The organism is Streptomyces sp. NPDC056144 (assembly GCF_042264145.1).
Lineage (GTDB): Bacteria > Actinomycetota > Actinomycetes > Streptomycetales > Streptomycetaceae > Streptomyces.
In genome coordinates this window covers 169,872-190,457 of the sequence record NZ_JBHJVF010000007.1, presented here as the reverse complement: position 1 = coordinate 190,457, position 20,586 = coordinate 169,872, and the positions used below count along the sequence as shown (strand labels likewise).

Annotated in this window: 21 protein-coding genes and 1 riboswitch; of the genes, 11 read left to right on the top strand and 10 right to left on the bottom strand. The window is 72.7% G+C overall.

The annotated features are described in order from the left end of the window. Positions 1-112: 112 nt before the first annotated feature. On the bottom strand, positions 113-901 hold the full coding sequence (locus ACFC0Z_RS22585; protein ID WP_376440767.1) for a methyltransferase: 789 nt from the start codon (positions 899-901) through the stop codon (positions 113-115). Between the two features lie 67 nt (positions 902-968). Then, positions 969-1,406, bottom strand: a complete 438-nt coding sequence (locus ACFC0Z_RS22580) for an SAV_6107 family HEPN domain-containing protein (protein WP_376440765.1) — start codon at positions 1,404-1,406, stop codon at positions 969-971. A 166-nt stretch (positions 1,407-1,572) separates the two neighbouring features. Between ACFC0Z_RS22580 and ACFC0Z_RS22575 the strand changes: the two genes are divergently transcribed. From ACFC0Z_RS22575 to ACFC0Z_RS22555, 5 genes are all read left to right on the top strand, one after another. After that, positions 1,573-2,433 carry an ATP-binding cassette domain-containing protein gene (locus ACFC0Z_RS22575; RefSeq protein WP_376440762.1) on the top strand — a complete coding sequence of 287 codons (861 nt, stop codon included), beginning with the start codon at positions 1,573-1,575 and terminating at the stop codon, positions 2,431-2,433. Beyond that, the gene (locus ACFC0Z_RS22570; RefSeq protein ID WP_376440760.1) at positions 2,405-4,546 is read left to right on the top strand and encodes a YhgE/Pip family protein; all 2,142 of its coding nucleotides are present in this window, start codon (positions 2,405-2,407) and stop codon (positions 4,544-4,546) included. Before ACFC0Z_RS22575 ends, ACFC0Z_RS22570 begins: the two co-directional genes overlap by 29 nt. 28 nt (positions 4,547-4,574) lie before the next feature. Beyond that, complete coding sequence (locus ACFC0Z_RS22565; protein ID WP_376440757.1) at positions 4,575-5,183, top strand: TetR/AcrR family transcriptional regulator; 609 nt, start codon at positions 4,575-4,577, stop codon at positions 5,181-5,183. Between the two features lie 280 nt (positions 5,184-5,463). Further along, complete coding sequence (locus ACFC0Z_RS22560) at positions 5,464-6,087, top strand: DUF4126 domain-containing protein (protein ID WP_376440755.1); 624 nt, start codon at positions 5,464-5,466, stop codon at positions 6,085-6,087. Between the two features lie 9 nt (positions 6,088-6,096). Next, positions 6,097-7,533 (top strand): phytoene desaturase family protein, encoded by a 1,437-nt coding sequence (locus ACFC0Z_RS22555; RefSeq protein ID WP_376440753.1) that lies wholly within the window; start codon positions 6,097-6,099, stop codon positions 7,531-7,533. A gap of 1 nt (position 7,534) precedes the next feature. Here ACFC0Z_RS22555 and ACFC0Z_RS22550 read toward each other — a convergent pair whose 3' ends face one another. From ACFC0Z_RS22550 to ACFC0Z_RS22530, 5 genes are all read right to left on the bottom strand, one after another. After that, on the bottom strand, positions 7,535-8,458 hold the full coding sequence (locus ACFC0Z_RS22550; RefSeq protein WP_376440750.1) for a hypothetical protein: 924 nt from the start codon (positions 8,456-8,458) through the stop codon (positions 7,535-7,537). A gap of 55 nt (positions 8,459-8,513) precedes the next feature. Then, a complete protein-coding gene (gene metF, locus ACFC0Z_RS22545; protein WP_376440747.1) occupies positions 8,514-9,431 on the bottom strand; it encodes a methylenetetrahydrofolate reductase [NAD(P)H] in 918 nt (305 codons plus the stop codon). Between the two features lie 159 nt (positions 9,432-9,590). Further along, positions 9,591-10,244 carry a thiamine phosphate synthase gene (gene thiE, locus ACFC0Z_RS22540; protein ID WP_376440744.1) on the bottom strand — a complete coding sequence of 218 codons (654 nt, stop codon included), beginning with the start codon at positions 10,242-10,244 and terminating at the stop codon, positions 9,591-9,593. A 123-nt stretch (positions 10,245-10,367) separates the two neighbouring features. After that, on the bottom strand, positions 10,368-10,733 hold the full coding sequence (locus ACFC0Z_RS22535) for an Rv2175c family DNA-binding protein (protein ID WP_376440742.1): 366 nt from the start codon (positions 10,731-10,733) through the stop codon (positions 10,368-10,370). Between the two features lie 57 nt (positions 10,734-10,790). Then, positions 10,791-12,014 carry an NAD(P)/FAD-dependent oxidoreductase gene (locus tag ACFC0Z_RS22530; protein ID WP_376440739.1) on the bottom strand — a complete coding sequence of 408 codons (1,224 nt, stop codon included), beginning with the start codon at positions 12,012-12,014 and terminating at the stop codon, positions 10,791-10,793. An 82-nt stretch (positions 12,015-12,096) separates the two neighbouring features. Further along, positions 12,097-12,209, top strand: a riboswitch (TPP riboswitch). Here ACFC0Z_RS22530 and thiO point away from each other — a divergent pair. The 5 genes from thiO to ACFC0Z_RS22505 all read left to right on the top strand — a co-directional run bounded on the left by thiO (position 12,207) and on the right by ACFC0Z_RS22505 (position 17,278). Beyond that, positions 12,207-13,361, top strand: coding sequence for a glycine oxidase ThiO (thiO, locus tag ACFC0Z_RS22525; RefSeq protein WP_376440736.1), 1,155 nt, complete (start codon positions 12,207-12,209; stop codon positions 13,359-13,361). It overlaps the preceding riboswitch by 3 nt. After that, the gene (thiS, locus tag ACFC0Z_RS22520; RefSeq protein WP_376440733.1) at positions 13,358-13,570 is read left to right on the top strand and encodes a sulfur carrier protein ThiS; all 213 of its coding nucleotides are present in this window, start codon (positions 13,358-13,360) and stop codon (positions 13,568-13,570) included. Before thiO ends, thiS begins: the two co-directional genes overlap by 4 nt. 5 nt (positions 13,571-13,575) lie before the next feature. Then, positions 13,576-14,370 (top strand): thiazole synthase, encoded by a 795-nt coding sequence (locus ACFC0Z_RS22515; RefSeq protein WP_376440731.1) that lies wholly within the window; start codon positions 13,576-13,578, stop codon positions 14,368-14,370. Positions 14,371-14,468: 98 nt separating this feature from the next. After that, positions 14,469-16,397, top strand: a complete 1,929-nt coding sequence (pknB, locus tag ACFC0Z_RS22510; RefSeq protein WP_376440728.1) for a Stk1 family PASTA domain-containing Ser/Thr kinase — start codon at positions 14,469-14,471, stop codon at positions 16,395-16,397. 5 nt (positions 16,398-16,402) lie between these two features. Beyond that, a complete protein-coding gene (locus tag ACFC0Z_RS22505) occupies positions 16,403-17,278 on the top strand; it encodes a deoxyribonuclease IV (RefSeq protein WP_376440725.1) in 876 nt (291 codons plus the stop codon). A gap of 40 nt (positions 17,279-17,318) precedes the next feature. Here ACFC0Z_RS22505 and ACFC0Z_RS22500 read toward each other — a convergent pair whose 3' ends face one another. Beyond that, positions 17,319-17,969, bottom strand: coding sequence for a sulfite oxidase-like oxidoreductase (locus tag ACFC0Z_RS22500; protein ID WP_376440723.1), 651 nt, complete (start codon positions 17,967-17,969; stop codon positions 17,319-17,321). A gap of 183 nt (positions 17,970-18,152) precedes the next feature. Here ACFC0Z_RS22500 and bfr point away from each other — a divergent pair, with 183 nt between their 5' ends. Beyond that, positions 18,153-18,629, top strand: a complete 477-nt coding sequence (bfr, locus tag ACFC0Z_RS22495; RefSeq protein WP_352025269.1) for a bacterioferritin — start codon at positions 18,153-18,155, stop codon at positions 18,627-18,629. 25 nt (positions 18,630-18,654) lie between these two features. Here the strand turns inward: bfr and ACFC0Z_RS22490 are convergent, their stop codons facing one another. Continuing rightward, complete coding sequence (locus ACFC0Z_RS22490) at positions 18,655-18,924, bottom strand: bacterioferritin-associated ferredoxin (RefSeq protein WP_376440720.1); 270 nt, start codon at positions 18,922-18,924, stop codon at positions 18,655-18,657. Positions 18,925-19,062: 138 nt separating this feature from the next. Then, entirely contained in the window at positions 19,063-20,415 is a 1,353-nt protein-coding gene (locus tag ACFC0Z_RS22485) for a class II 3-deoxy-7-phosphoheptulonate synthase (protein ID WP_376440718.1), read from the bottom strand. Positions 20,416-20,586 lie beyond the last annotated feature (171 nt).

Below are 20,586 nucleotides of genomic sequence, written 5' to 3'. Positions count from 1 at the left end.
TTGATTCCCCGGGTCCGTCTCCGTCATGCCGGATGGTGTCCCTCGATCATACGGGGAGTAGCCCCGGATCGGGCGGGCTGTGCGCACTCCGCCGATCGGGTGTCGCCGGCCGTCAGACGTGCTTCTCGCCGAGAACGTGCAGCTGGGTGGCGATGGCATGGAAGGAGGGCAGCTCGGCGGCCGCCGCCTCCAGCCTCATGAGGGCCTCCGCGGCGCCCGGCTCGGTGTCCACGAGGACCCCGGGGACCAGGTCGGCGAAGACGCGGACGCCGTGCACGGCACCGACTTCGAGGCCGGCCTCGGTGCTGAGCTCGACGAGCTGCTCGGCGGTGAACCGACGGGGCACGGGGTCGCCGTCGCCCCAGCGTCCGGCCGGGTCGGTCAGCGCGGTCCTGGCCTCGGTGAAGTGACCGGCGAGCGCCCGCGCGAGCACGGCGCCGCCGAGTCCGGCGGCGAGCAGACTCAGGCTGCCGCCGGGGCGGAGCGCCGCCACCGCGTTCCGCACGCCCTCGGCCGGGTCGTCGACGTACTCCAGGACGCCGTGGCAGAGCACGGAGTCGTACGACTCGCGTCCGACCACGTCGAAGAGGCCGCTGATGTCCCCCTGGACACCGGTGACCCGGTCGGCGACACCGGCCTCGGCGGCGCGGCGCTCCAGCGCGAAGAGCGCGTTGGGGCTGGGGTCGACGACGGTGACCCGGTGGCCGAGGCGGGCCACCGGCACCGCGAAGTTTCCGGAGCCGCCACCCGTGTCGAGGACGTCGAGGCAGTCTTTCCCGGTGGCCTCGACCCGGCGGTCGAGGGCGTCCTTCAGGACGTCCCAGACGACGGCGGTACGCAGGGAGGCGCGCGACGGGCGCGACGACGTCTCTCGACCGAAGACAGGGGAAGGGTCCGGCACGGCTGTTGACTCCTCGGTGACGGGTACGAACGCTCCCCACCCTATGGCCTCGGGCCCGCGTTTCGGATCATCCATCGGCCTCACCCCCCGTCGGCTGGCGGGGCAGCGGCGGCTGGACGGCGAGCAGCCCCTCGACCAGGTCGAGGAAGCGCCCGGCCTCCCTGAGCAGGTCGTCGGCCTCGCGCCGGGTCACCGCGCTCGCGATGCCGGCCTCGGCACGGGCCCGGCGCGCGGCGCCGGAGGCGAAGAGGGCGCTCCACTCGGTCAGCTCGGGCGCGAGCCGGGGGAGCAGCTCCCAGGCGCTGCTTATCCGCCGGCGGTGGCGGGGAGCGGTGTCGGGCACGGCGCGCGCGGCGAGGACGGCAGCCGCGGCGCGCAGTGCGGCGAGGTGCGCGGTGGCGTACCGCTCGTGGGGCCGGTCGAGCAGAGCGGCCTCGGCGAGCCCCGCCCTGGCCTTGTCGAGCAGGTCGAGGACGGGCGCGGCGGCTACGGACGGACCGGCCATGGCGGAGCCTCCTGTCTTCGTGTGACGGCTCTGTGGCCGTATGCCCTTATCGTGCCGGGCCCCACTGACAATCGGCTCTGACCTGGGGTTTTGCTTGATTCACTACCTCCGGGTAACTTTTGGACTGACCAGTCAGTTCAAAAACGGGGAAGTGGGGGGTGGGCCCGTGGAAGCGCAGCCCGAGGAACGGGCCGACGGGCAACCGCACGGCGCCGCCGTGGTCGCGGAGCACTTCGGCCTGAAGGGACCGCGCGGCTGGGCCTTCCGGGAGGTCTCCTTCCGGGCCGAGCCGGGCACGCTCGTGGCGATCGAGGGCCCCTCCGGCTCCGGCCGCACCTGCCTGCTGCTCGCCCTCACCGGCCGCATGAAGGCCACCGAGGGCCACGCCGAGGTCGGCGGCGTCCCGCTGCCCCGCAAGCTCGCCGCCGCCCGCCGGATCAGCGCGCTCGGCCAGGTCCCCGGCGTCAGCGAGCTCGACCCCGCCTTCACCGTCGCCGAGCACCTGCGCGAGCGGGTCATGCTCCAGCGCCGCTTCGACGGTTCCGTGCGGGCGCTGCTGCGCCGCCCCTCCGAGCGCGCCGCCGCGGCCCGGGCCCGTATCGACGAGGCCGTGGCCGCCTCCGGGCTCGACCTCGACGCCCTGCCGAAGGGCGAGCGGACCTCCGTACGGGACCTGGAGCGGCTCGAAGCCCTGCGGCTCACCGTCGCCCTGGCCCTGATCGGCCGCCCCCGGCTCATCGCCCTCGACGACACGGACCTGAAGCTCTCGGACGCCGACCGGGCCGAGGCCTGGGCACTGCTGCGCGCGGTGGCCGAGTCCGGGACGACCGTCCTCGCCGTCTGCGCCGAGGCCCCCGCGGGCGCCCTGCGCCTCACGACGGTCGACGCCGACGCCGACGCCGATGTCGACGAGGCGCTCGACGGCATCACCCCTGGCACCGAGACCAAGCCCGACACCGACACCGACACCGATACCGACACCGAGGAGGGGGCAGCCGATGCGCTCGCCGAAACTCGCCGCGCTTGAGCTGAAGCGCTTCGGCCGCGGAAAGCTGCCGCGTGCCGCGCTCGTCGCCGTCCTGCTCCTCCCCCTGCTCTACGGCGCCCTCTACCTGTACTCGTTCTGGGACCCGTACGGCCGCCTGGACAAGATCCCCGTCGCCCTCGTCAACGAGGACCGGGGCGCCACCACCGACGGCAAGACCGTCAACGCCGGCGACGACATCGCCAAGGGGCTCCTGGAGAGCAACACCTTCGCGTGGCACCAGGTGAGCGACGAGGAGGCGCGCAAGGGCGTCGAGGACGGGACGTACTACCTGTCCCTGACCATGCCCGCCGACTTCAGCTCCCGGATCGCCTCCAGCTCCGGCGACTCCCCCGAGACCGGTGCGCTGCGGGTGCGGACCAACGACGCCAACAACTACATCGTCGGCCAGATCTCGCGGACGGTCTTCTCCGAGGTGCGCACCGCCGCCTCCACCAAGTCCTCCCGCACCTTCCTCGACAAGATCTTCATCTCCTTCTCCGGCATCCACGACGCCACCGCGAAGGCCGCCAAGGGCGCGACCGACCTCAAGAACGGCGTGGACAAGGCGAAGACGGGCTCCAAGAGCCTCGCCGACGGCCTCACCGACGCCAAGACGGGCAGCGGCGACCTCGCCGCCGGGCTCAAGAAGCTCGACAAGGGCGCCAAGGACCTGGAGGCCGGTTCCCTCAAGGTCGCCCAGGGCACGCAGGCCCTCGCCGACAAGGTCAACGGCACGGCCGACAAGGTCCGCCCGTACCTGGCGAACAACGGCACCTCGATCCGCGACACGGCGAAGCTCACCTCGGACGCCGTCGTGGCCGTCCGCAACAACCTGGACGACCTCGTCAAGCGCGCCCCCCTCGTCCGTGCGGGCGCCCACGCGGCCGACAAGGAGCTGGCCGCGCTCCACCGCGAGGAGTGCACGGCCGCGAAGCGGGAGCCGGGGCCGGGGCCGGAGACCGCCCCGGAGACCGCCACGGAGACCGCCGAACGGATCGAGCGGATCTGCGGGAAGCTCGCGAAGGCCTCGCAGAGCGCGAGCGACGTCGCCACCCTCGCGGACGACGTCCACACGCTGACCAAGGACAACACCGGCGACCTCAAGGCCCTGGACGCGAAGCTCGCGAAGCTCAAGAAGCAGGCCGACGAGCTGGCCGTGCGCGCCCCGCACCTCGACGAGGACGTCGAGGGCGCCATCAAGAAGATCAACGACCTCAACGCGGGCGCGCAGAAGGTCGCCAAGGGCGCGGACACGCTGCACACCGGCATCACCTCCGCCAAGACCGGCTCCGTCGACCTGGACGCGGGCGTCGGCAAGCTGAAGAAGGGCGCGGGCGAGCTCGACGGCGGCCTGTTCAAGCTGGCCGGCGGCTCCGGCGAGCTGGCCGTGGGCCTGCACGACGGCGTCAAGCAGATCCCGGACTACGACGAGAAGGAGCGCGACCTGCGGACCGAGGTCATGGCCGACCCGGTCAAGCTCGCCGCCCAGTCCCTGCACAAGGCCCCGAACTACGGCACCGGTTTCGCCCCGTACTTCATCCCGCTCTCCCTCTGGGTCGGCGCCATGGTCGCCTACATGATCATCCAGCCGATGAACCGGCGGGCCCTCGCGGCCGGCGGTTCCGCCTGGCGGATCGCGCTCGCCGGCTGGCTGCCCGTGGTGGCGATCGGCGTCCTCCAGGTCGGCGCGCTCATGTCGGTCCTGCACTGGGGCCTCGGCCTCCAGATGGCCAGGGCCGCCGGCACGGTCGGCTTCCTCGCCCTGACCACCTGCTGCTTCGCGGCGATCATCCAGTGGCTCAACGCCCGCTTCGGCGCGGCCGGCCGGATCCTCGTCCTCGCGGTCCTCATGGTCCAGCTGACCTCGGCGGGCGGCACCTATCCCGTCCAGACCAGCCCGGGCTTCTTCAACGCCGTCCACCCCTTCCTGCCGATGACGTACGTGGTCGAGGCCCTGCGCCGGCTCATCTCGGGCGGCGACCTCGGACCCGTCTGGCAGGCCTGCGCCGTCCTGACCGCGTTCACCCTGGGCGCCCTGGCCCTGACCGCGCTGTCCGCCCGCCGGAAGCAGGTGTGGACACTCGACCGGCTGCACCCCGAACTGTCCCTCTGAACCCGCGAGCCCTGTGAGAATCACCCCCATGGACAGCAGCAGCACCCGACGCCAGGCCACCCGCGCGAAGCTCTACGAGGCGGCCGTCACCCTCATCGCGGAGCAGGGTTTCTCCGCGACGACGGTCGACGAGATCGCCGAACGGGCGGGGGTGGCCAAGGGCACGGTCTACTACAACTTCAAGAGCAAGACCGAGCTCTTCGAGGAGCTGCTGCGCCACGGGGTCTCCCTGCTCACCGCCTCGCTCCGCGCGGCGGCCGAGGAGACCGCCGAGCGGGGCGGGAGCCGGATCGACGCGATCGACGCGATGATCCGGGCCGGTCTCGTCTTCATCGACCGCTACCCGGCCTTCACCCAGCTGTACGTGGCCGAGCTCTGGCGCACCAACCGGGCCTGGAACTCCACCCTCCTGGTGGTCCGCCAGGAGGCGGTCGCGGTGGTCGAGGGCGTCCTGCGGGCCGGTGTCGCGGAGGGCGAGCTGAGCGAGGACATCGACGTGCAGCTGACGGCGGCAGCGCTGGTCGGGATGGTGCTCGTGGCGGCGCTCGACTGGCAGGCGTTCCAGAGCGGCCGTTCGCTCGACGACGTGCACGCGGCGCTCTCGCGGCTGCTGCACGGCCGCGTCGGCGGCCGGTAGCGACCCGGTCGGCGGCCGCCGGCGACACGGTCGGAGGCCGGTAGCGACACGAGGAAGCCGGTGCGGTGTGGCTCGATCCCCCCGAGCCCGCCGCACCGGCTTCTTCGCTTCTCCCCCTTGCCGGCAGACGCGCGACCCCGTTCCGCAGCCCCGTGCCGGCGGTGCCGGAGCCGCGCCCCTTCCGTGGACTCCACTCTTCCCTCCACGGGGCCGGGACGAATCCGTACACGTACTCAGTCGGCATCTAGGTACGGATACTCAGACTGGTTACGCTTTCGGGATGTCGGTACTCCCCCTGGTGTTCACCAGCGGCTGGGCGAGCGGGATCAACGCGTACGCGGTGGTCCTGCTGTTCGGCGTCTTCGGCCTGACCGGACTCACCGACGAGGTGCCCGAGTCGCTGCAGCGCACGGACGTCCTCGTCGTCGCGGGCGTCCTCTTCCTGTGCGAGGCGGTGGCGGACAAGATCCCGTACGTCGACTCGGCCTGGGACTCCGTGCACACGGTGATCCGGCCGATCGCGGGAGCCGTCGTCGCGGCCCTGCTCGCCGGGCAGAACGGCTCGATCCCCGAGCTGGCGGCGGGCGCGGTCGGCGGGACGACGGCGCTGCTCAGCCACTTCGTGAAGGCCGGGACGCGGATGGCGGTGAACACCTCGCCGGAACCGTTCACCAACGTGGGGATCAGCCTGGCCGAGGACCTCGGCGTCGCCGGGATCGTCACCTTCGCGATCTTCCACCCGGTGCCCGCGGCGATCATCGCGGGCGTCCTGCTCGCACTCGGCCTGGTGATACTGGTCTTCCTCGCCCGGCGGATCCGGCGCTTCCTGCGCCGCAGGGCGCAGCGCCGGGAGGAGAGGCGTCTCGCCGCCCTGGAGTCACGGCCGCCGGACGGCCCCGGATAGGGTCGTCGCATGGCACGGATTGTGGTGATCGGCGCGGGACTCGGCGCCATGTCGGCGGCGGCCCGACTGGCCGTGGCGGGCCACCGGGTGACGGTGTACGAGCGGACGACGACGTACGGCGGTGCCGTCGGGCGGTACGAGCGCGAGGGCTTCGCCTTCGACACCGGCCCCGGCCTGCTGCATCTCCCGGCGGTCTACCGGGACCTGTTCGTGAAGACCGGCAAGGAGTCCCTGGAGCAGAGCGTGACGCTCACCCAGGTCGATCCGGCGAGCCGTCACGTCTTCGCCGACGGCACCCGCGTCGACCTGCCGAACGCCTCCCGGGCCGGCACGGTCGGCGCCCTGGACGCGGCGCTCGGCGCCGGCGCGGGCGAGCGGTGGGGCGACTTCCTGACCCGGGCGCGCGAGGCCTGGGACCGTACCCGGCGCCCGCTGCTCGAAGAGCCGCAGCCCGCCGACCCGGCGCCGCTGGCCCGTGAGCCGTACCCCGCGCTCAAGGCCGGTCTGCTGCGCCGCCCGACGACGACGCTCGCCCAGGTCGGGGCGCGGGAGCTGAAGGACCCCCGGCTCGTCGCCCTCCTCGACGCGTACGCCGGGTCGTACGGCTTCGACCCGGCGACCGCGCCGGCCGCCGCCGCGGTCCTGCCGTACATGGAGCAGACCTTCGGCAGCTGGTACGTGGGCGGGGGCCTGCGGGCCCTTGCCGACGCGGTGTACGAGCGGTGCCGCAAGCGGCGGGTGGAGTTCGTCTTCGAGGCGGCCGTGGAGGAGGTCCTGGAGAAGGACGGCCGGGCCGCCGGGATCGTGCTCGCCGGGGGCGAAAGGGTCGAGGCGGACCACGTGGTCGCGGGCGCGCCGGTCCCGGTGCTCTACCGCGACCAGGTCGTCGGCTGGGAGCGGCAGGACGACTGGCCTCACCACCAGGAGGCGGTGACGAGCCGCGTGACGGTCTGTCTGGCCCTGCGCGGTGCCCGGGAGGCGACGGCCGCGCACCGCACGGTTGTCCACGCGGCGGGCGGGCGGCCGACGGTGACGGTCCTTCGGCCGGACGACCCGGCGCTGCGGCCCGACGCGGAGCACGAGGCGGTGACCGTCACGGCGACGGTCCGCGCGGCTTCCGAGGGGAACGACTGGGAGGCGTTCGCCGACCGGATGGTCGAGGCGGCCGGTCTCGCGGTCCCCGGCCTCGCGGACCGGCTGCTGTGGCGGCACGTCCGCACCCCGGAGGACGTACGGCGTGACACGGGGATCGCCGAGGTGCCGGGTCCCGCGCTCGGCGGGGACGGCGGGCGGCTGCTGCCCGCCGCGAACGTCTCCCCGCTGCCCGGCCTGTACTTCGCGGGCGGCTGGTCGCACCCGGGCGGCGGGCTCGCCCACGCGGGCATGTCGGGCGCGCTGGTCGCGGGTCTGATCGTCGAGGGAACGGACTTCCGCGGCTCCCAGTGAGTCAGTACCGGTACTGCTGCTGGTCGTCCGGGTGCGGCTGCTGCTGCGGGGCGGGCTCGGTGTCGCGCTGCTGCGGGACCCAGACACCGCCCGGCGGGGTGTCGTAGGTGTACGAGGGCGCGTAGGCGTCGCCGTAGTACGGGGCGGCGTACTGCTGCCGGCCGTCCGTGTTCGGACCGCCGATGTACGGGTCGGAGTAGGCCGCGTACTGCTGCTGGTCGTACCCCGCCTGCTGGTACTCGGGCTGCGGGTACCCGGACTGCGGGTACTCCGCCTGCTGGTAGTCGGACTGCTGGTACGCGTACTGCTGCGGGTACTCGTGGCCCTGCTGCTGCTCGTACGCGGGCGCGTAGCCGTCGTAGCCCTGGCCTGCGTAATCGCCCTGGTCCTGGCCCTGGCCCTGGTAGTGACCCTGGTCCTGGTACTGGGGCTGCTCCTCGTACGGAGCCTGCTCCTGCTCCTGTCCCCGCGCCTGGTTCCGGTCGATGTCGTAGATCCCGTACTGGCCGGTCTCGTCGGGCATCGGCTGGGGCTCGTACACCGCCGTCGTCCCGGCGGGCGTCTCCGCGGAGTCCTCGGAGCCGTCGGAGCCGTACGAGAGCCCGGTGACCTCCAGGGTCGGCCCGGCCTCCGCCGGAACGTCCCTGCGACGGCGGCGGCTCTCGCCCGGGTTCCCGCCGATCGCCCAGCCGGTGGAGAAGCCGCGGCGGAAGGAGAGCGTCACGTAGGTCTGGCCGACGGCGAAGCCGACCGCGCCCGCGACGATGACCGCGACCGAGGGCAGCAGCACGCCCAGGACCACGCCGAGGAAGCCGGTGAAGGCGAGCAGCCGCCAGCGGAGCCGCGCCTTGTACTGGAGGAGCACCTCTCCCAGCAGCCACAACGCGACCACGCCGAACGCGATGTAGAGGACCGTCCACCCCATGCCCCGCCGCCCCTCTCCACGGTCACCGCCGCGGGTCAGGGGCGGGTACGACCGGTCACGACTGCTGGTGCAGTCCGAGATTCTCGTAGATCTCGAGCGTCGCGGTGGAGCTGTTCAGCGTGATGAAGTGCAGTCCGGGGACACCCTCGGAGAGCAGACGCGCGCAGAACTCCGTCGCGAACTCGATACCGATGGAGCGTACAGCGGCCGGATCGTCCTTGACCGCGAGGATGCGGTCTTTCACATCCGCGGGGAAGGCGGCGTTGCTGAGCTGGGGCAGCCGGTCGAGGGTCTTCACGTTCACGACGGGCATGACCTCGGGGATGATCGGGGTCTCGCAGCCGGCCTTGGTGACGCTGTCGCGCAGCCGCAGGTACTTCTCCGGGTCGAAGAACATCTGGGTGATCGCGTAGTCGGCACCGGCGCGGCACTTGTCCACGAAGTGCCGGATGTCCGTGTCCCAGTCGGCGGAGCGCGGGTGCATCTCGGGGAAGGCGGCGACGCCGACGCAGAAGTCGCCGGACTCCTTGATGAGCCGGACGAGGTCGGCGGCGTACCGCACGCCCTCGGGGTGCTCGACCCACTCCCCCAGCGGGTCGCCGGCCGGGTCGCCGCGCAGCGCGAGCATGTTGCGGATGCCGGCGTCGGCGTACTGGCCGAGGACGTTGCGCAGCTCGGCGACCGAGTGGTCCACGGCCGTGAGGTGGGCGACGGGGGTGAGCGTGGTGTCGGAGGCGATCTTCTGGGTGGCCTTGACCGTGCCACCGCGGGTGGTGCCGCCGGCACCGTACGTCACGGAGACGAAGCTCGGGCCGACCGCCTCGACGCGGCGCATGGCGTTCCAGAGGACCTGCTCGCCCTTCTCGGTCCGGGGCGCGTAGAACTCGAAGGAGTACGACGTTTCACCGGCGGCGAGGATGTCGCGGACCGTGCGCGCACGGTCGGATCGGACGGAAGCGGTACCTAGGGCCATACCGGCAGGTTAGACGGGGGGCGCCGGGCTGCGTAGACCGCGTCCGAGTCGTGGACACGTTTTCGGACATTGTTCGGCCGAAGGTCGGGCCCCCGTGGCGCGGATTTCGCGCGCCTGTCGCCCCATGTCCGCTCCCCTCGGGGCGGCTGCCCCCTGGGGTCAGCTCCCGGCGCGCTCCCGTACGCGCTTCGCGAGGGCGGCCGTCGCGGCGGCCGGGTCCTCGGCCTCGGTGATGGCCCGGACGACGACGATCCGGCGGGCGCCCGCGTCCAGCACCTCGTCGAGGTTGGTCTCGTCGATGCCGCCGATGGCGAACCAGGGGCGGTCCTGGCCGAGCCCCGCCGCGTACCGCACGAGGTCGAGTCCGGGCGCGTACCGGCCGGGCTTGGTGGGGGTGGGCCAGCAGGGGCCGGTGCAGAAGTAGTCCACGCCGGGCTCGACGGCGGCGGCCGCCGCCTCGGCCTCGGAGTGGCAGGAACGGCCGGTCAGCACCTCGTCGCCGAGGATGGCGCGGGCGGCGGGGACGGGCAGGTCGCCCTGGCCGAGGTGGAGGACGTCGGAGCCGATGGCGTGGGCGACGTCGGCCCGGTCGTTCACCGCGAGGAGCTTGCCGTGCCGGCGGGCGGCCTCGGCGAAGACGGCGAGGTGCTCCAGCTCCTCGCCGGCCTCCATGCCCTTGTCGCGGAGCTGCACGATGTCCACGCCGGAGGAGAGCACGGCGTCGAGGAAGGCGGGCAGGTCGCCCTGGCGCTTCCGGGCGTCGGTGCAGAGGTAGAGCCGGGCGTCGGCGAGCCGCTCACGAGGCGTGGGCATGGGTGGGTTCCCCCCGTCGGTGGCGGGGTCTCCCCCGTCGGTGGCGCCGGTGGCGCGGCAGCCGGTCCTCGGTGGGCCGGCCGCCGCGTCACCCGCGCGTGGTGTCCTGGTGCGGTGCAGGCGTCAGATGGCGAGCGCCTGGGCGCGGCGCTTCACCTCCGTGCCGCGGTTCTCGTTGAGCGCCTGGGCGGGCGTGCCCGGCAGGCTCTCGTCCGGAGTGAAGAGCCACTCCAGCATCTCCTCGTCGGTGAAGCCGTCGTCCCGGAGGACGGTCAGGAGGCCGACGAGGCCCTTGACGATCTTGTCGCCCTGGATGAAGGCGGCGGGGATCTGCAGGGACCTGTTCTCGCCGCGGCGCACGGCGATGAGCTGGCCGTCCTTGATCAGCTGTCGTACGCGCAGCACGTCGATGTCGAGCGCCTCCGCGATGTCGGGCACGTAGAGCCAGGCGGGGACGAGCGCATCGATCTTTACGTCAATCTCGGTCACAGGACAAGCCTGCCATCCCGGACTGACAGTCGGTAGTCGGGCCCTCCGGTCGCCCGTCTACGCGGCGGCCGACTTCAGCGGGACGGCCGGATCGGCGGCGCGCTCGCGGTCGACCGGGGTGCCCGCCTCGATGAGCTTGCGGCCCTGGGCGAGGTCGCGGGGCCGTCCGACGGCGAGCAGCGCGACCGGGACCCCGGCGCGCAGCCACAGGACGGACCAGCTCTCGCCCGCCGGGTCGCCGCGCCACAGGAGCTCGTCGGCGTGGGCGTGGTGACCGGCGTACTGGACGAAGCGGCCGAACTGCTCGGACCAGAAGTACGGCACCGGGTCGTACGGGGCCGGGTCGGCGCCCGTGATGTCGGCCGCCACCGTGCGCGGGCCCTGGAGGGCGTTGTCCCAGTGGTGGACGAGGAGCCGCTCGCCGTAGCGGGCGGAGGGGTAGGAGGCGCAGTCGCCGACCGCGTACACCCCGGGCAGGCTGGTGCGCAGCCGGTCGTCGGCGGTGACGGCGCCGCTCGGGTCGAGGGCGATGCCGGAGCCGGCGAGCCAGCCGGTGGCGGGGCGGGCGCCGATGCCGACGACGACGGCGTCGGCGGGCAGCTCGCGGCCGTCGGCGAGGACGACCCGGCCGGGCGTGCCGGGGCGGATCGCCTCCACGCGCGCGTGGGTGAGGAGTTCGGCGCCGTTCTCCGCGTACCAGCCGGCCATGGGCCCGGTGACCTCGGCGGGGAGGGCTCCGGCGAGGGGGCGGTCGGCGGCCTCGACGACGGTGACCTCGCAGCCGGCCTCGCGCGCGGCGGTGACGAACTCGGCGCCGATCCAGCCCGCGCCGACGACCACGACGGCGTGGCGGCGCTCCAGGACGGGGGCGAGGCGGGCGGCGTCGTCGAGGGTGCGCAGGAGGTGGACGCCGGGGACGCCGTCGGCGCCGGGCAGGTTGACCGGGTGGGCGCCGGTGGCGAGGACGAGGACGTCGTACGGGACGGGTCCGGCCTCGGTGTCGATCTCGCGGTCGGCGGCGCGCAGCCCGAGGACGTCGAGGCCGAGGCGCAGCTCGACGCCGAGCTCCTCGAAGTCGACGTCGAAGGCGGAGTCCTCGGCCTTGCCGAGGAGGACCGCCTTGGAGAGCGGGGGCCGGTCGTAGGGCTGGTGGGGCTCGGCGCCGATGAGGGTCACGGGGCCGGTGAAGCCCTGCTCCCGGAGGGCGACGGCGGTCTGCACGCCCGCCATTCCGGCGCCGACGATCACGACGTGCTGCTGTGCCTGCTTCTGCTCGCTCACCCGCCCACCTTACGCATCTGACGGACCGTCAGGAAGGGAGGGGCCTGTGACCCCCCGTCGACGCGGGCTAGTCTGGCGGGCGTAAAGCACTCGCGGGAGCCCGGACGCACCGGGCTGAGAGGGAGGCTGGCCGGCCTCCGACCGTACGAACCTGATCCGGGTCATGCCGGCGAAGGGAGGGGCTGGACGCCCATGCGTTCTTCCGATGTCCTCGTGGTCGGGGGCGGCATCATCGGCCTGGTCACGGCCTGGCGGGCCGCGCGGCGCGGCCTGCGCACCGCCGTGGCCGACCCGGACCCGGGCGGCGGCGCCGCGCGGGTCGCGGCCGGGATGCTCGCCGCCGTCACCGAACTCCACTACGGCGAGGAGACCCTGCTCGGGCTCAACCTCGCCTCCGCGGAGCGCTATCCGTCGTTCGTCGCCGAGCTGGAGGAGGCGACCGGTCACGACACCGGCTACCGCGCCTGCGGCACCCTCGCCGTCGCCCTCGACGCCGACGACCGCGCCCACCTGCGCGAACTCCACGCGCTCCAGACCCGCTGCGGCCTCACCTCGGAGTGGCTCAGCGGCCGCGACTGCCGCCGCCTCGAACCCATGCTCGCGCCCGGCGTGCGCGGCGGGCTCCGGGTGGACGGCGACCACCAGGTGGACCCGCGCCGGCTCGCCGACGCGCTCCTCGTCGCCTGCGAGCGGGCCGGGGTGGTCTTCCACCGCGCCCGGGCCGAGCGCCTGACGGTCGCCCGGGACCGGGCCACCGGAGCCGTACTCACCGGTGGCGAGGAGCTGACGGCCGACCAGGTCGTCCTGGCGGCCGGCAGCCTGAGCGGACGCCTCGCGGGCGTGCCGGAGGAGGTCCTTCCGCCGGTCCGCCCGGTGAAGGGCCAGGTCCTGCGGCTGCGGATTCCCGCCCCGTACGCCCCCTTCCTCTCCCGTACCGTCCGCGCGGTCGTCCGCGGCAGCCACGTCTACCTCGTGCCGCGCGCGAACGGCGAGCTCGTCGTCGGCGCGACCAGCGAGGAGCTCGGCTGGGACACGACGGTGACGGCGGGCGGGGTGTACGAGCTCCTCCGCGACGCGCACGAACTCGTCCCCGGCCTCACCGAGCTCCCGCTCACCGAGACCCGCGCCGGGCTGCGCCCCGCGTCCCCCGACAACGCGCCGCTGCTCGGCCCCACCGCCCTGCCCGGCCTCCACCTGGCCACCGGCCACTACCGCAACGGGGTGCTGCTCACCCCCGTCACCGGCGACGTCATGGCGGAGGTGCTCACGACGGGCGCCCTCCCGCCGGAGGCGCGCGCCTTCACCCCCCGCCGATTCGCCCCCGCACGCCAGGAGCAGCCCGCATGACCCAGCACGTGCACGTGTCCGTGAACGGGGAGCCGAGGGAACTCGCCGCCCCGACCACCCTCGACGCCCTCGTCACCGCCCTCACCACGGCCCGCTCCGGGGTCGCGGCGGCGCTCAACGAGACGGTGGTGCCGCGCGGGGAGTGGGCGACGACGGTGCTCGGCGACGGCGACCGGGTGGAAGTCCTCACCGCGGTCCAGGGAGGCTGAGCACCATGTCCGACGACATCCTCAGGCTCGCCGGGACGGACCTCACCTCCCGCCTGATCATGGGCACGGGCGGCGCGCCCAGCCTCGACGTCCTGGAACGCTCCCTCGTCGCGAGCGGTACGGAGCTGACCACGGTCGCCATGCGGCGCCTGGACCCGACGGTCCAGGGCTCGGTCCTCTCCGTCCTCGACCGGCTCGGCATCCGGGTCCTGCCGAACACGGCCGGCTGCTACACCGCGGGCGAGGCCGTCCTCACGGCCCGGCTCGCGCGGGAGGCCCTCGGCACGGACTGGATCAAGCTGGAGGTCGTCGCCGACGAGCGGACGCTGCTCCCCGACGGGGAGGAGCTCCTCGCCGCCGCCGAGACCCTGGTCGACGACGGCTTCACCGTCCTCCCCTACACCAACGACGACCCGGTCCTCGCCCGGAAGCTGGAGGACGTCGGCTGCGCGGCGATCATGCCCCTCGGCTCCCCGATCGGCTCGGGCCTCGGCATCCGGAACCCGCACAACTTCCAGCTGATCGTGGAACGGGCCCAGGTCCCCGTGATCCTGGACGCGGGCGCGGGCACGGCGTCGGACGCGGCGCTCGCGATGGAGCTGGGGTGCGCGGCGGTGATGCTGGCCTCGGCGGTGACGCGGGCGCAGGAGCCGGTGCTGATGGCCTCGGCGATGCGGCACGCGGTGGAGGCCGGGCGGCTGGCGTGGCGGGCGGGACGCATCCCCCGCCGCCACTTCGCCGAAGCGTCCTCCCCCACGACGGGCCTCCCCCGCCTGGACCCCGAACGCCCGGCGTTCTGACCCCCGGCCCCGTCGCCCGCGAGGCGCTCGTCACAGGTTCGACGCAGTACGGGGGCGACGGGGCAGGGGGCCCCTGACCGGCTCGTAGACTCGACGCCGTGGACACGACCCTTCAGGACCCCCTCGTCGGGCGGCTGCTCGACGGCCGCTACCGCGTCGACGCGCGCATCGCCGTCGGCGGGATGGCCACGGTCTACCGGGCCGTGGACACCCGCCTCGACCGCGTCCTCGCGCTCAAGGTGATGCACCCCTCCCTCGCCACCGACGCCGCCTTCGTCGAGCGCTTCATCCGCGAGGCGAAGTCCGTCGCGAGGCTCGCGCACCCGAACGTCGTCGGCGTCTTCGACCAGGGCGCCGAGGGCGCCTACGTCTACCTGGCCATGGAGTACGTCGCCGGCTGCACCCTCCGCGACGTGCTGCGCGAGCGCGGCGCCCTCGCGCCCCGCGCCGCGCTCGACATCCTGGAGCCCGTCCTCGCCGCGCTCGGCGCCGCCCACCGCGCCGGTTTCGTGCACCGCGACATGAAGCCGGAGAACGTCCTCATAGGGGACGACGGCCGCGTCAAGGTCGCCGACTTCGGCCTCGTGCGCGCCGTCGGCTCCGCGACCGCCACCACCGGCTCGGTCCTCGGCACCGTCTCGTACCTCGCGCCGGAGCAGATCGAGCACGGCACCGCCGACACCCGCGCCGACGTGTACGCCTGCGGTGTCGTGCTGTACGAGATGCTGACCGGCGCCAAGCCGCACGACGGCGACACCCCCGCCCAGGTCCTCTACCGGCACCTCCACACCGACGTCCCGGCCCCTTCCGCCGCCGTCCCCGGCCTCGCCGTGGAGCTGGACGAGCTGGTCGCGGCCGCGACCGCCCGCAATCCCGAGGTCCGCCCGCACGACGCCGTCGCCCTGCTCGCCCTGCTCCGCGAGGCCCGCGCGGCGCTCGGCGACGAGCAGCTGGACGCCGAGCCCCCGCAGGCCCGCTCCGGCGCCCGGGACACCGCCGACGACCGGACCTCCGTCATCGCCCGCGCCGTACCGGCCGAGGCGGACGGCGGCGACGAGCGGCAGCCCGTCCAGCACACGAACGTCATGCCCACCCCCGTGCCGCCGCCCCCGGCCACTCGCGCAGCCGGCCGCCGGAGACCGCCCCGCGGCCCCCTCACGATCGTCCTCGCCGTGCTGCTCCTCCTCGGCCTCGGTACCGGCGTCTGGTACATCAATTCCGGCCAGTTCACCCGCGTCCCCGCCGTCCTCGGCCAGACCGAGGCCGTCGCGACGAAGCGCGTCAAGGACGCCGGCCTCGACGTCGGCACGACGAAGCGCGCCTTCAGCGAGGTGTACGAGCGCGGCACGGTCATGGCCGTCGACCCGGCCCCCGGCGAACGGGTCCGGGGCAACGGCACGGTGACCCTGACGATCTCCCGCGGCCCCGAGACCGTGAAGGTCCCGAACCTCAGGAACAAGCCCCTCGCCGAGGCGAAGCGCATCCTCACCGAGGACGGGCTCGCCCCCGGCGTCGTGACCAGCGAGTTCAACGACACCGTCGCCCAGGGCGCGGTGATCAGCACCGACCCCGCGGCCGGCACCGAGCGCAGCCCCGACTCCGCCGTCGCCCTCCTCGTCAGCAAGGGCTCCCCGGTCGACGTCCCCGACGTCACCGGCGAGACCCTCGCCGACGCCACCGCCCTCCTGGAGGAGGACGGCCTGACCGTGAAGGTCGCGCCGGAGCGGGTCCACTCCCCCGAGCCGTCCGGCTCCGTCGCCGCGCAGTCCCTCGCCGAGGGCAGCCGCGCCGCCGAGGGCGACACGATCACCCTCACCGTCTCCAAGGGCCCGAGGATGGTCGAGGTCCCGGACGTCACCGGGGAGACCACCGACGACGCCCGCGCGGCCCTGACGGAGGCGGGCTTCGAGGTCGAGATCAAGAAGTCCTTCCCGTTCCTCGGCGACACGGTCGCGAGCCAGTCCGTCGACGGCGGCGACACCGCCCCCGAGGGCTCCACCGTCACCCTCACGATCAAGGGACTCTGAGCACCATGCGCGACGCACTCCTGCGCAACCCCGTCGGCGGCCACGTCCCCGTGGCCGGCGGCCTCGCCACCGTCGGCCTCGGCTACGCCCGCACCCTCGGCGCCGAGACCGTCCAGGTCTTCGTCGCCAACCCGCGTGGCTGGGCCACCCCCGCCGGCAACCCCGCCCAGGACGAGCGGTTCCGGGAGGAGTGCGCCGCCGAGTCGATCTCGGCCTGGGTCCACGCCCCGTACCTCATCAACTTCGGCTCCCACACCGAGGCCACCGTCGAGAAGTCGGTCGAGTCCCTGCGGCACTCGCTGCGCCGGGGCCGCGAGATCGGCGCGAGGGGCGTGGTGGTCCACACCGGCTCCGCGACCGGCGGCCGCCCGCGCGCGGAGGCGCTCGCGCAGGTACGGGAGCGGATGCTGCCGCTCCTCGACGAGCTGACGCACGAGGACGACCCGGACCTCCTCATCGAGTCCACGGCCGGCCAGGGCTTCTCGCTCTGCTCGCGCGCCGAGGAGTTCGGTCCGTACTTCGACGCCCTCGACCACCACCCGAAGCTCGGCATCTGCCTCGACACCTGCCACATCTTCGCCGCGGGCCACGACCTGACCGGTCCGCACGGCGCGACGCAGACCCTCGACCAGCTGGTGGCGACCGTCGGCGAGGGCCGGCTGAAGCTGATCCACGCCAACGACTCGAAGGACGTCGTGGGCGCCCACAAGGACCGCCACGCGAACATCGGCGCCGGTCACATCGGCGAGGAGGCCTTCGGCCACCTGCTGCGCCACCCGGCCACCGACGGCGTGCCGTTGATCATCGAGACGCCCGGCGGCACGGAGGGGCACATCGCGGACGTCGAGCTCCTGAAGAAGCTGCGCGAGCGCCGGGCCTGACGGCTTCCCGCCGCTTTCCCGCCACTACGGCTCCGGGCGGCTACAGTTCCGGGCCGTCCCCCGGCTCCTCCTGGTACGAGTAGCGCTGCTCCGTCCAGGGGTCGCCGAGGTTGTGGTAGCCGCGCTCCTCCCAGAAGCCGCGGCGGTCGGCGGCCATGTACTCCACGCCGCGGACCCACTTGGGGCCCTTCCAGGCGTACAGGTGCGGGACGACGAGCCGCAGCGGGAAGCCGTGCTCGGCGGTGAGGAGCTCCCCGCCCTTGTGGGTGGCGAAGATCGTGCGGTCGTCGGCGAAGTCGGCGAGTCGCATGTTGGCGCTGTAGCCGTACTCGGCCCACACCATCACGTGCGTGACCTGCGGAGCGGGCGGCGCGAGTTCGAGGATGGTCCGGGCGGGCACCCCGCCCCACTCGGCGCCGAGCATGCTGAACTTCGTCACGCAGTGGAGATCGGCCACGACCGTGGAGAACGGCAGCGCCGAGAACTCCTCGTGGTTCCAGCAGCGCTTGTCACCGTCCGCCGTCGCGCCGAAGACGCGGAACTCCCAGCGCTCCGGCTTGAACTTGGGCACGGGTCCGTAGTGGGTGACCGGCCAGCCTCGCTGGATGCGCTGGCCCGGCGGAAGATCCGGTGAACGATCCGGCTCCCCCGCTTCATCTTCCCGGCGTTCTCCGCTCTCCGGCTGACCCATTCCTCCATGGTGACAGACGGCGAGGGGTGGTGATGACCAGCAGACCCCTTACCCGGCCTTTTATTAGGACAAGTCGCACTAAGCCTGCACTTACTGGACTCCCCCCATTCGGGGTGCGAGGATGCGGCCATCCTGCCCAGTGACGGCGCGAACACACCACGTGCAACGGAAGGAGCCTCTGCGATGCAGGGCGACCCCGAGGTCCTCGAGTTCCTCAACGAGCAGCTGACCGGCGAGCTGACGGCCATCAACCAGTACTGGCTGCACTACCGCATCCAGGACAACAAGGGGTGGACGAAGCTCGCCAAGTACACCCGTGAAGAGTCCATCGACGAGATGAAGCACGCGGACAAGCTGACCGAGCGCATCCTCATGCTCGACGGCCTGCCCAACTACCAGCGGCTCTTCCACGTCCGGGTCGGCCAGACGATCACCGAGATGTTCCAGGCGGACCGCCAGGTCGAGGTGGAGGCGATCGACCGCCTCAAGCGCGGGATCGAGGTCATGCGCGCGAAGGGGGACGTGACGTCCGCCAACCTCTTCGAGGAGATCCTCGCCGACGAGGAGCACCACATCGACTACCTGGACACGCAGCTGGAGCTGATCGAGTCCCTGGGCGAGGCGCTCTACGTCTCGACGCTCATCGAGCAGCCGAGCTAGTCGGCCGGCAAGACGGTCGGCCGCGTCAGGCGGCTTCGCCGAGCTCCACGACGGTGTCGGCCATCTCGGCGCCCATCTCGGCCGTCAGGGCGGGCATGCCCTGGTCCACGAGCTCGCGCCGGGGGCAGTTCCCGCGCCCGAGAATGGCCTGAATACGACGGACGCAGGAACCGCAGTCCGTGCCGGCCTTGCAGGCCGAGGCGATCTGGCGGGGCGTGCAGGCGCCCGCGTCCGCGTGCTCCTTGACCTGCTTCTCCGTGACACCGAAGCATGAGCAGACGTACACGCGGTTCACCTCCCGCCGAGATCGTTTAGGTTAACCTAACCTTACCCGGCGGGTCGGGGCTTCAAAAGCCCCCCATACGACGATGGGGCGCGGATCACAACGATCCGCGCCCCATCCCCGTAGGAACCTACCTACTGATCACGACCCTCACTGGTCGCGGTACATCTCCGCCACCAGGAACGCCAGGTCGAGCGACTGGCTGCGGTTGAGCCGCGGGTCGCAGGCCGTCTCGTAGCGCTGGTGCAGGTCGTCGACGAAGATCTCGTCGCCGCCGCCCACGCACTCGGTGACGTCGTCACCGGTGAGCTCGACGTGGATGCCGCCCGGGTGGGTGCCGAGCTCCTTGTGGACCTCGAAGAAGCCCTTGACCTCGTCGAGCACGTCGTCGAAGCGGCGGGTCTTGTGGCCGGAGGCGGCCTCGAAGGTGTTGCCGTGCATCGGGTCGGTGACCCAGGCGACGACCGCGCCCGAGGCGGTGACCTTCTCGACGAGCTCGGGGAGCTTGTCGCGGACCTTGTCGGCGCCCATGCGGACGATGAAGGTCAGCCGGCCCGGCTCGCGCTCGGGGTCGAGACGGTCGATGTACGTCAGCGCCTCGTCGACCGTGGTCGTCGGGCCCAGCTTGATGCCGATCGGGTTCGCGATCTGCGAGCAGAACTCGATGTGGGCGTGGTCGAGCTGGCGGGTGCGCTCACCGATCCAGACCATGTGGCCGGAGGTGTCGTACAGCTTGCCGGTGCGCGAGTCCGTACGGGTCAGGGCACCCTCGTAGTCGAGGAGCAGCGCCTCGTGGGAGGCGTAGAACTCGACGGCCTTGAACTCGGCCGGGTCGGTGCCACAGGCCTTCATGAAGTTGAGCGCGTTGTCGATCTCGCGCGCCAGCTGCTCGTACCGCTGGCCCGAGGGGGACGACTTCACGAAGTCCTGGTTCCAGGCGTGCACCTGGCGCAGGTCGGCGTAGCCACCGGTGGTGAAGGCGCGCACCAGGTTGAGCGTCGAGGCGGAGGCGTTGTACATCCGCTTCAGGCGCTCGGGGTCCGGGATGCGGGCCGCCTCGGTGAAGTCGAAGCCGTTGACCGAGTCACCGCGGTACGTCGGCAGGGTCACGCCGTCGCGGGTCTCGGTCCCCTTGGAACGGGGCTTGGAGTACTGGCCCGCGATGCGGCCGATCTTCACGACGGGCACGGAGGCCGCGTAGGTGAGGACGGCGCTCATCTGGAGCAGGGTCTTGAGCTTGGCCCGGATGTGGTCGGCGGACACGGCGTCGAAGGCCTCGGCGCAGTCGCCGCCCTGGAGCAGGAACGCCTCGCCACGGGCGACGGCTCCCATCCGGGCGCGCAGCTGGTCGCACTCGCCGGCGAAGACGAGCGGAGGATACGACTCGAGGTCCGCGATCACATCGCGCAGAGCCTCGGCATCGGGGTACTCAGGCTGCTGCGCCGCGGGCAGGTCTCGCCAGGTCGCCTTGGCGACGGCGTGGGTATCAGCGTTCACGGTCACGCACACCACAGTACGGGGTCCCGCGACCGTGTCCGTCGCACTGCCCAGTGGCTGAGACACGCGCCCCGAATGTCTCCCGGTGATCTTCGCTCGTTCGAGTGGTGTTACCCTCTGGCCCGTTTCACTTTCTTAACTCGTTTTAACAAGAGCAAAGCCGAACTCACAGGGGTG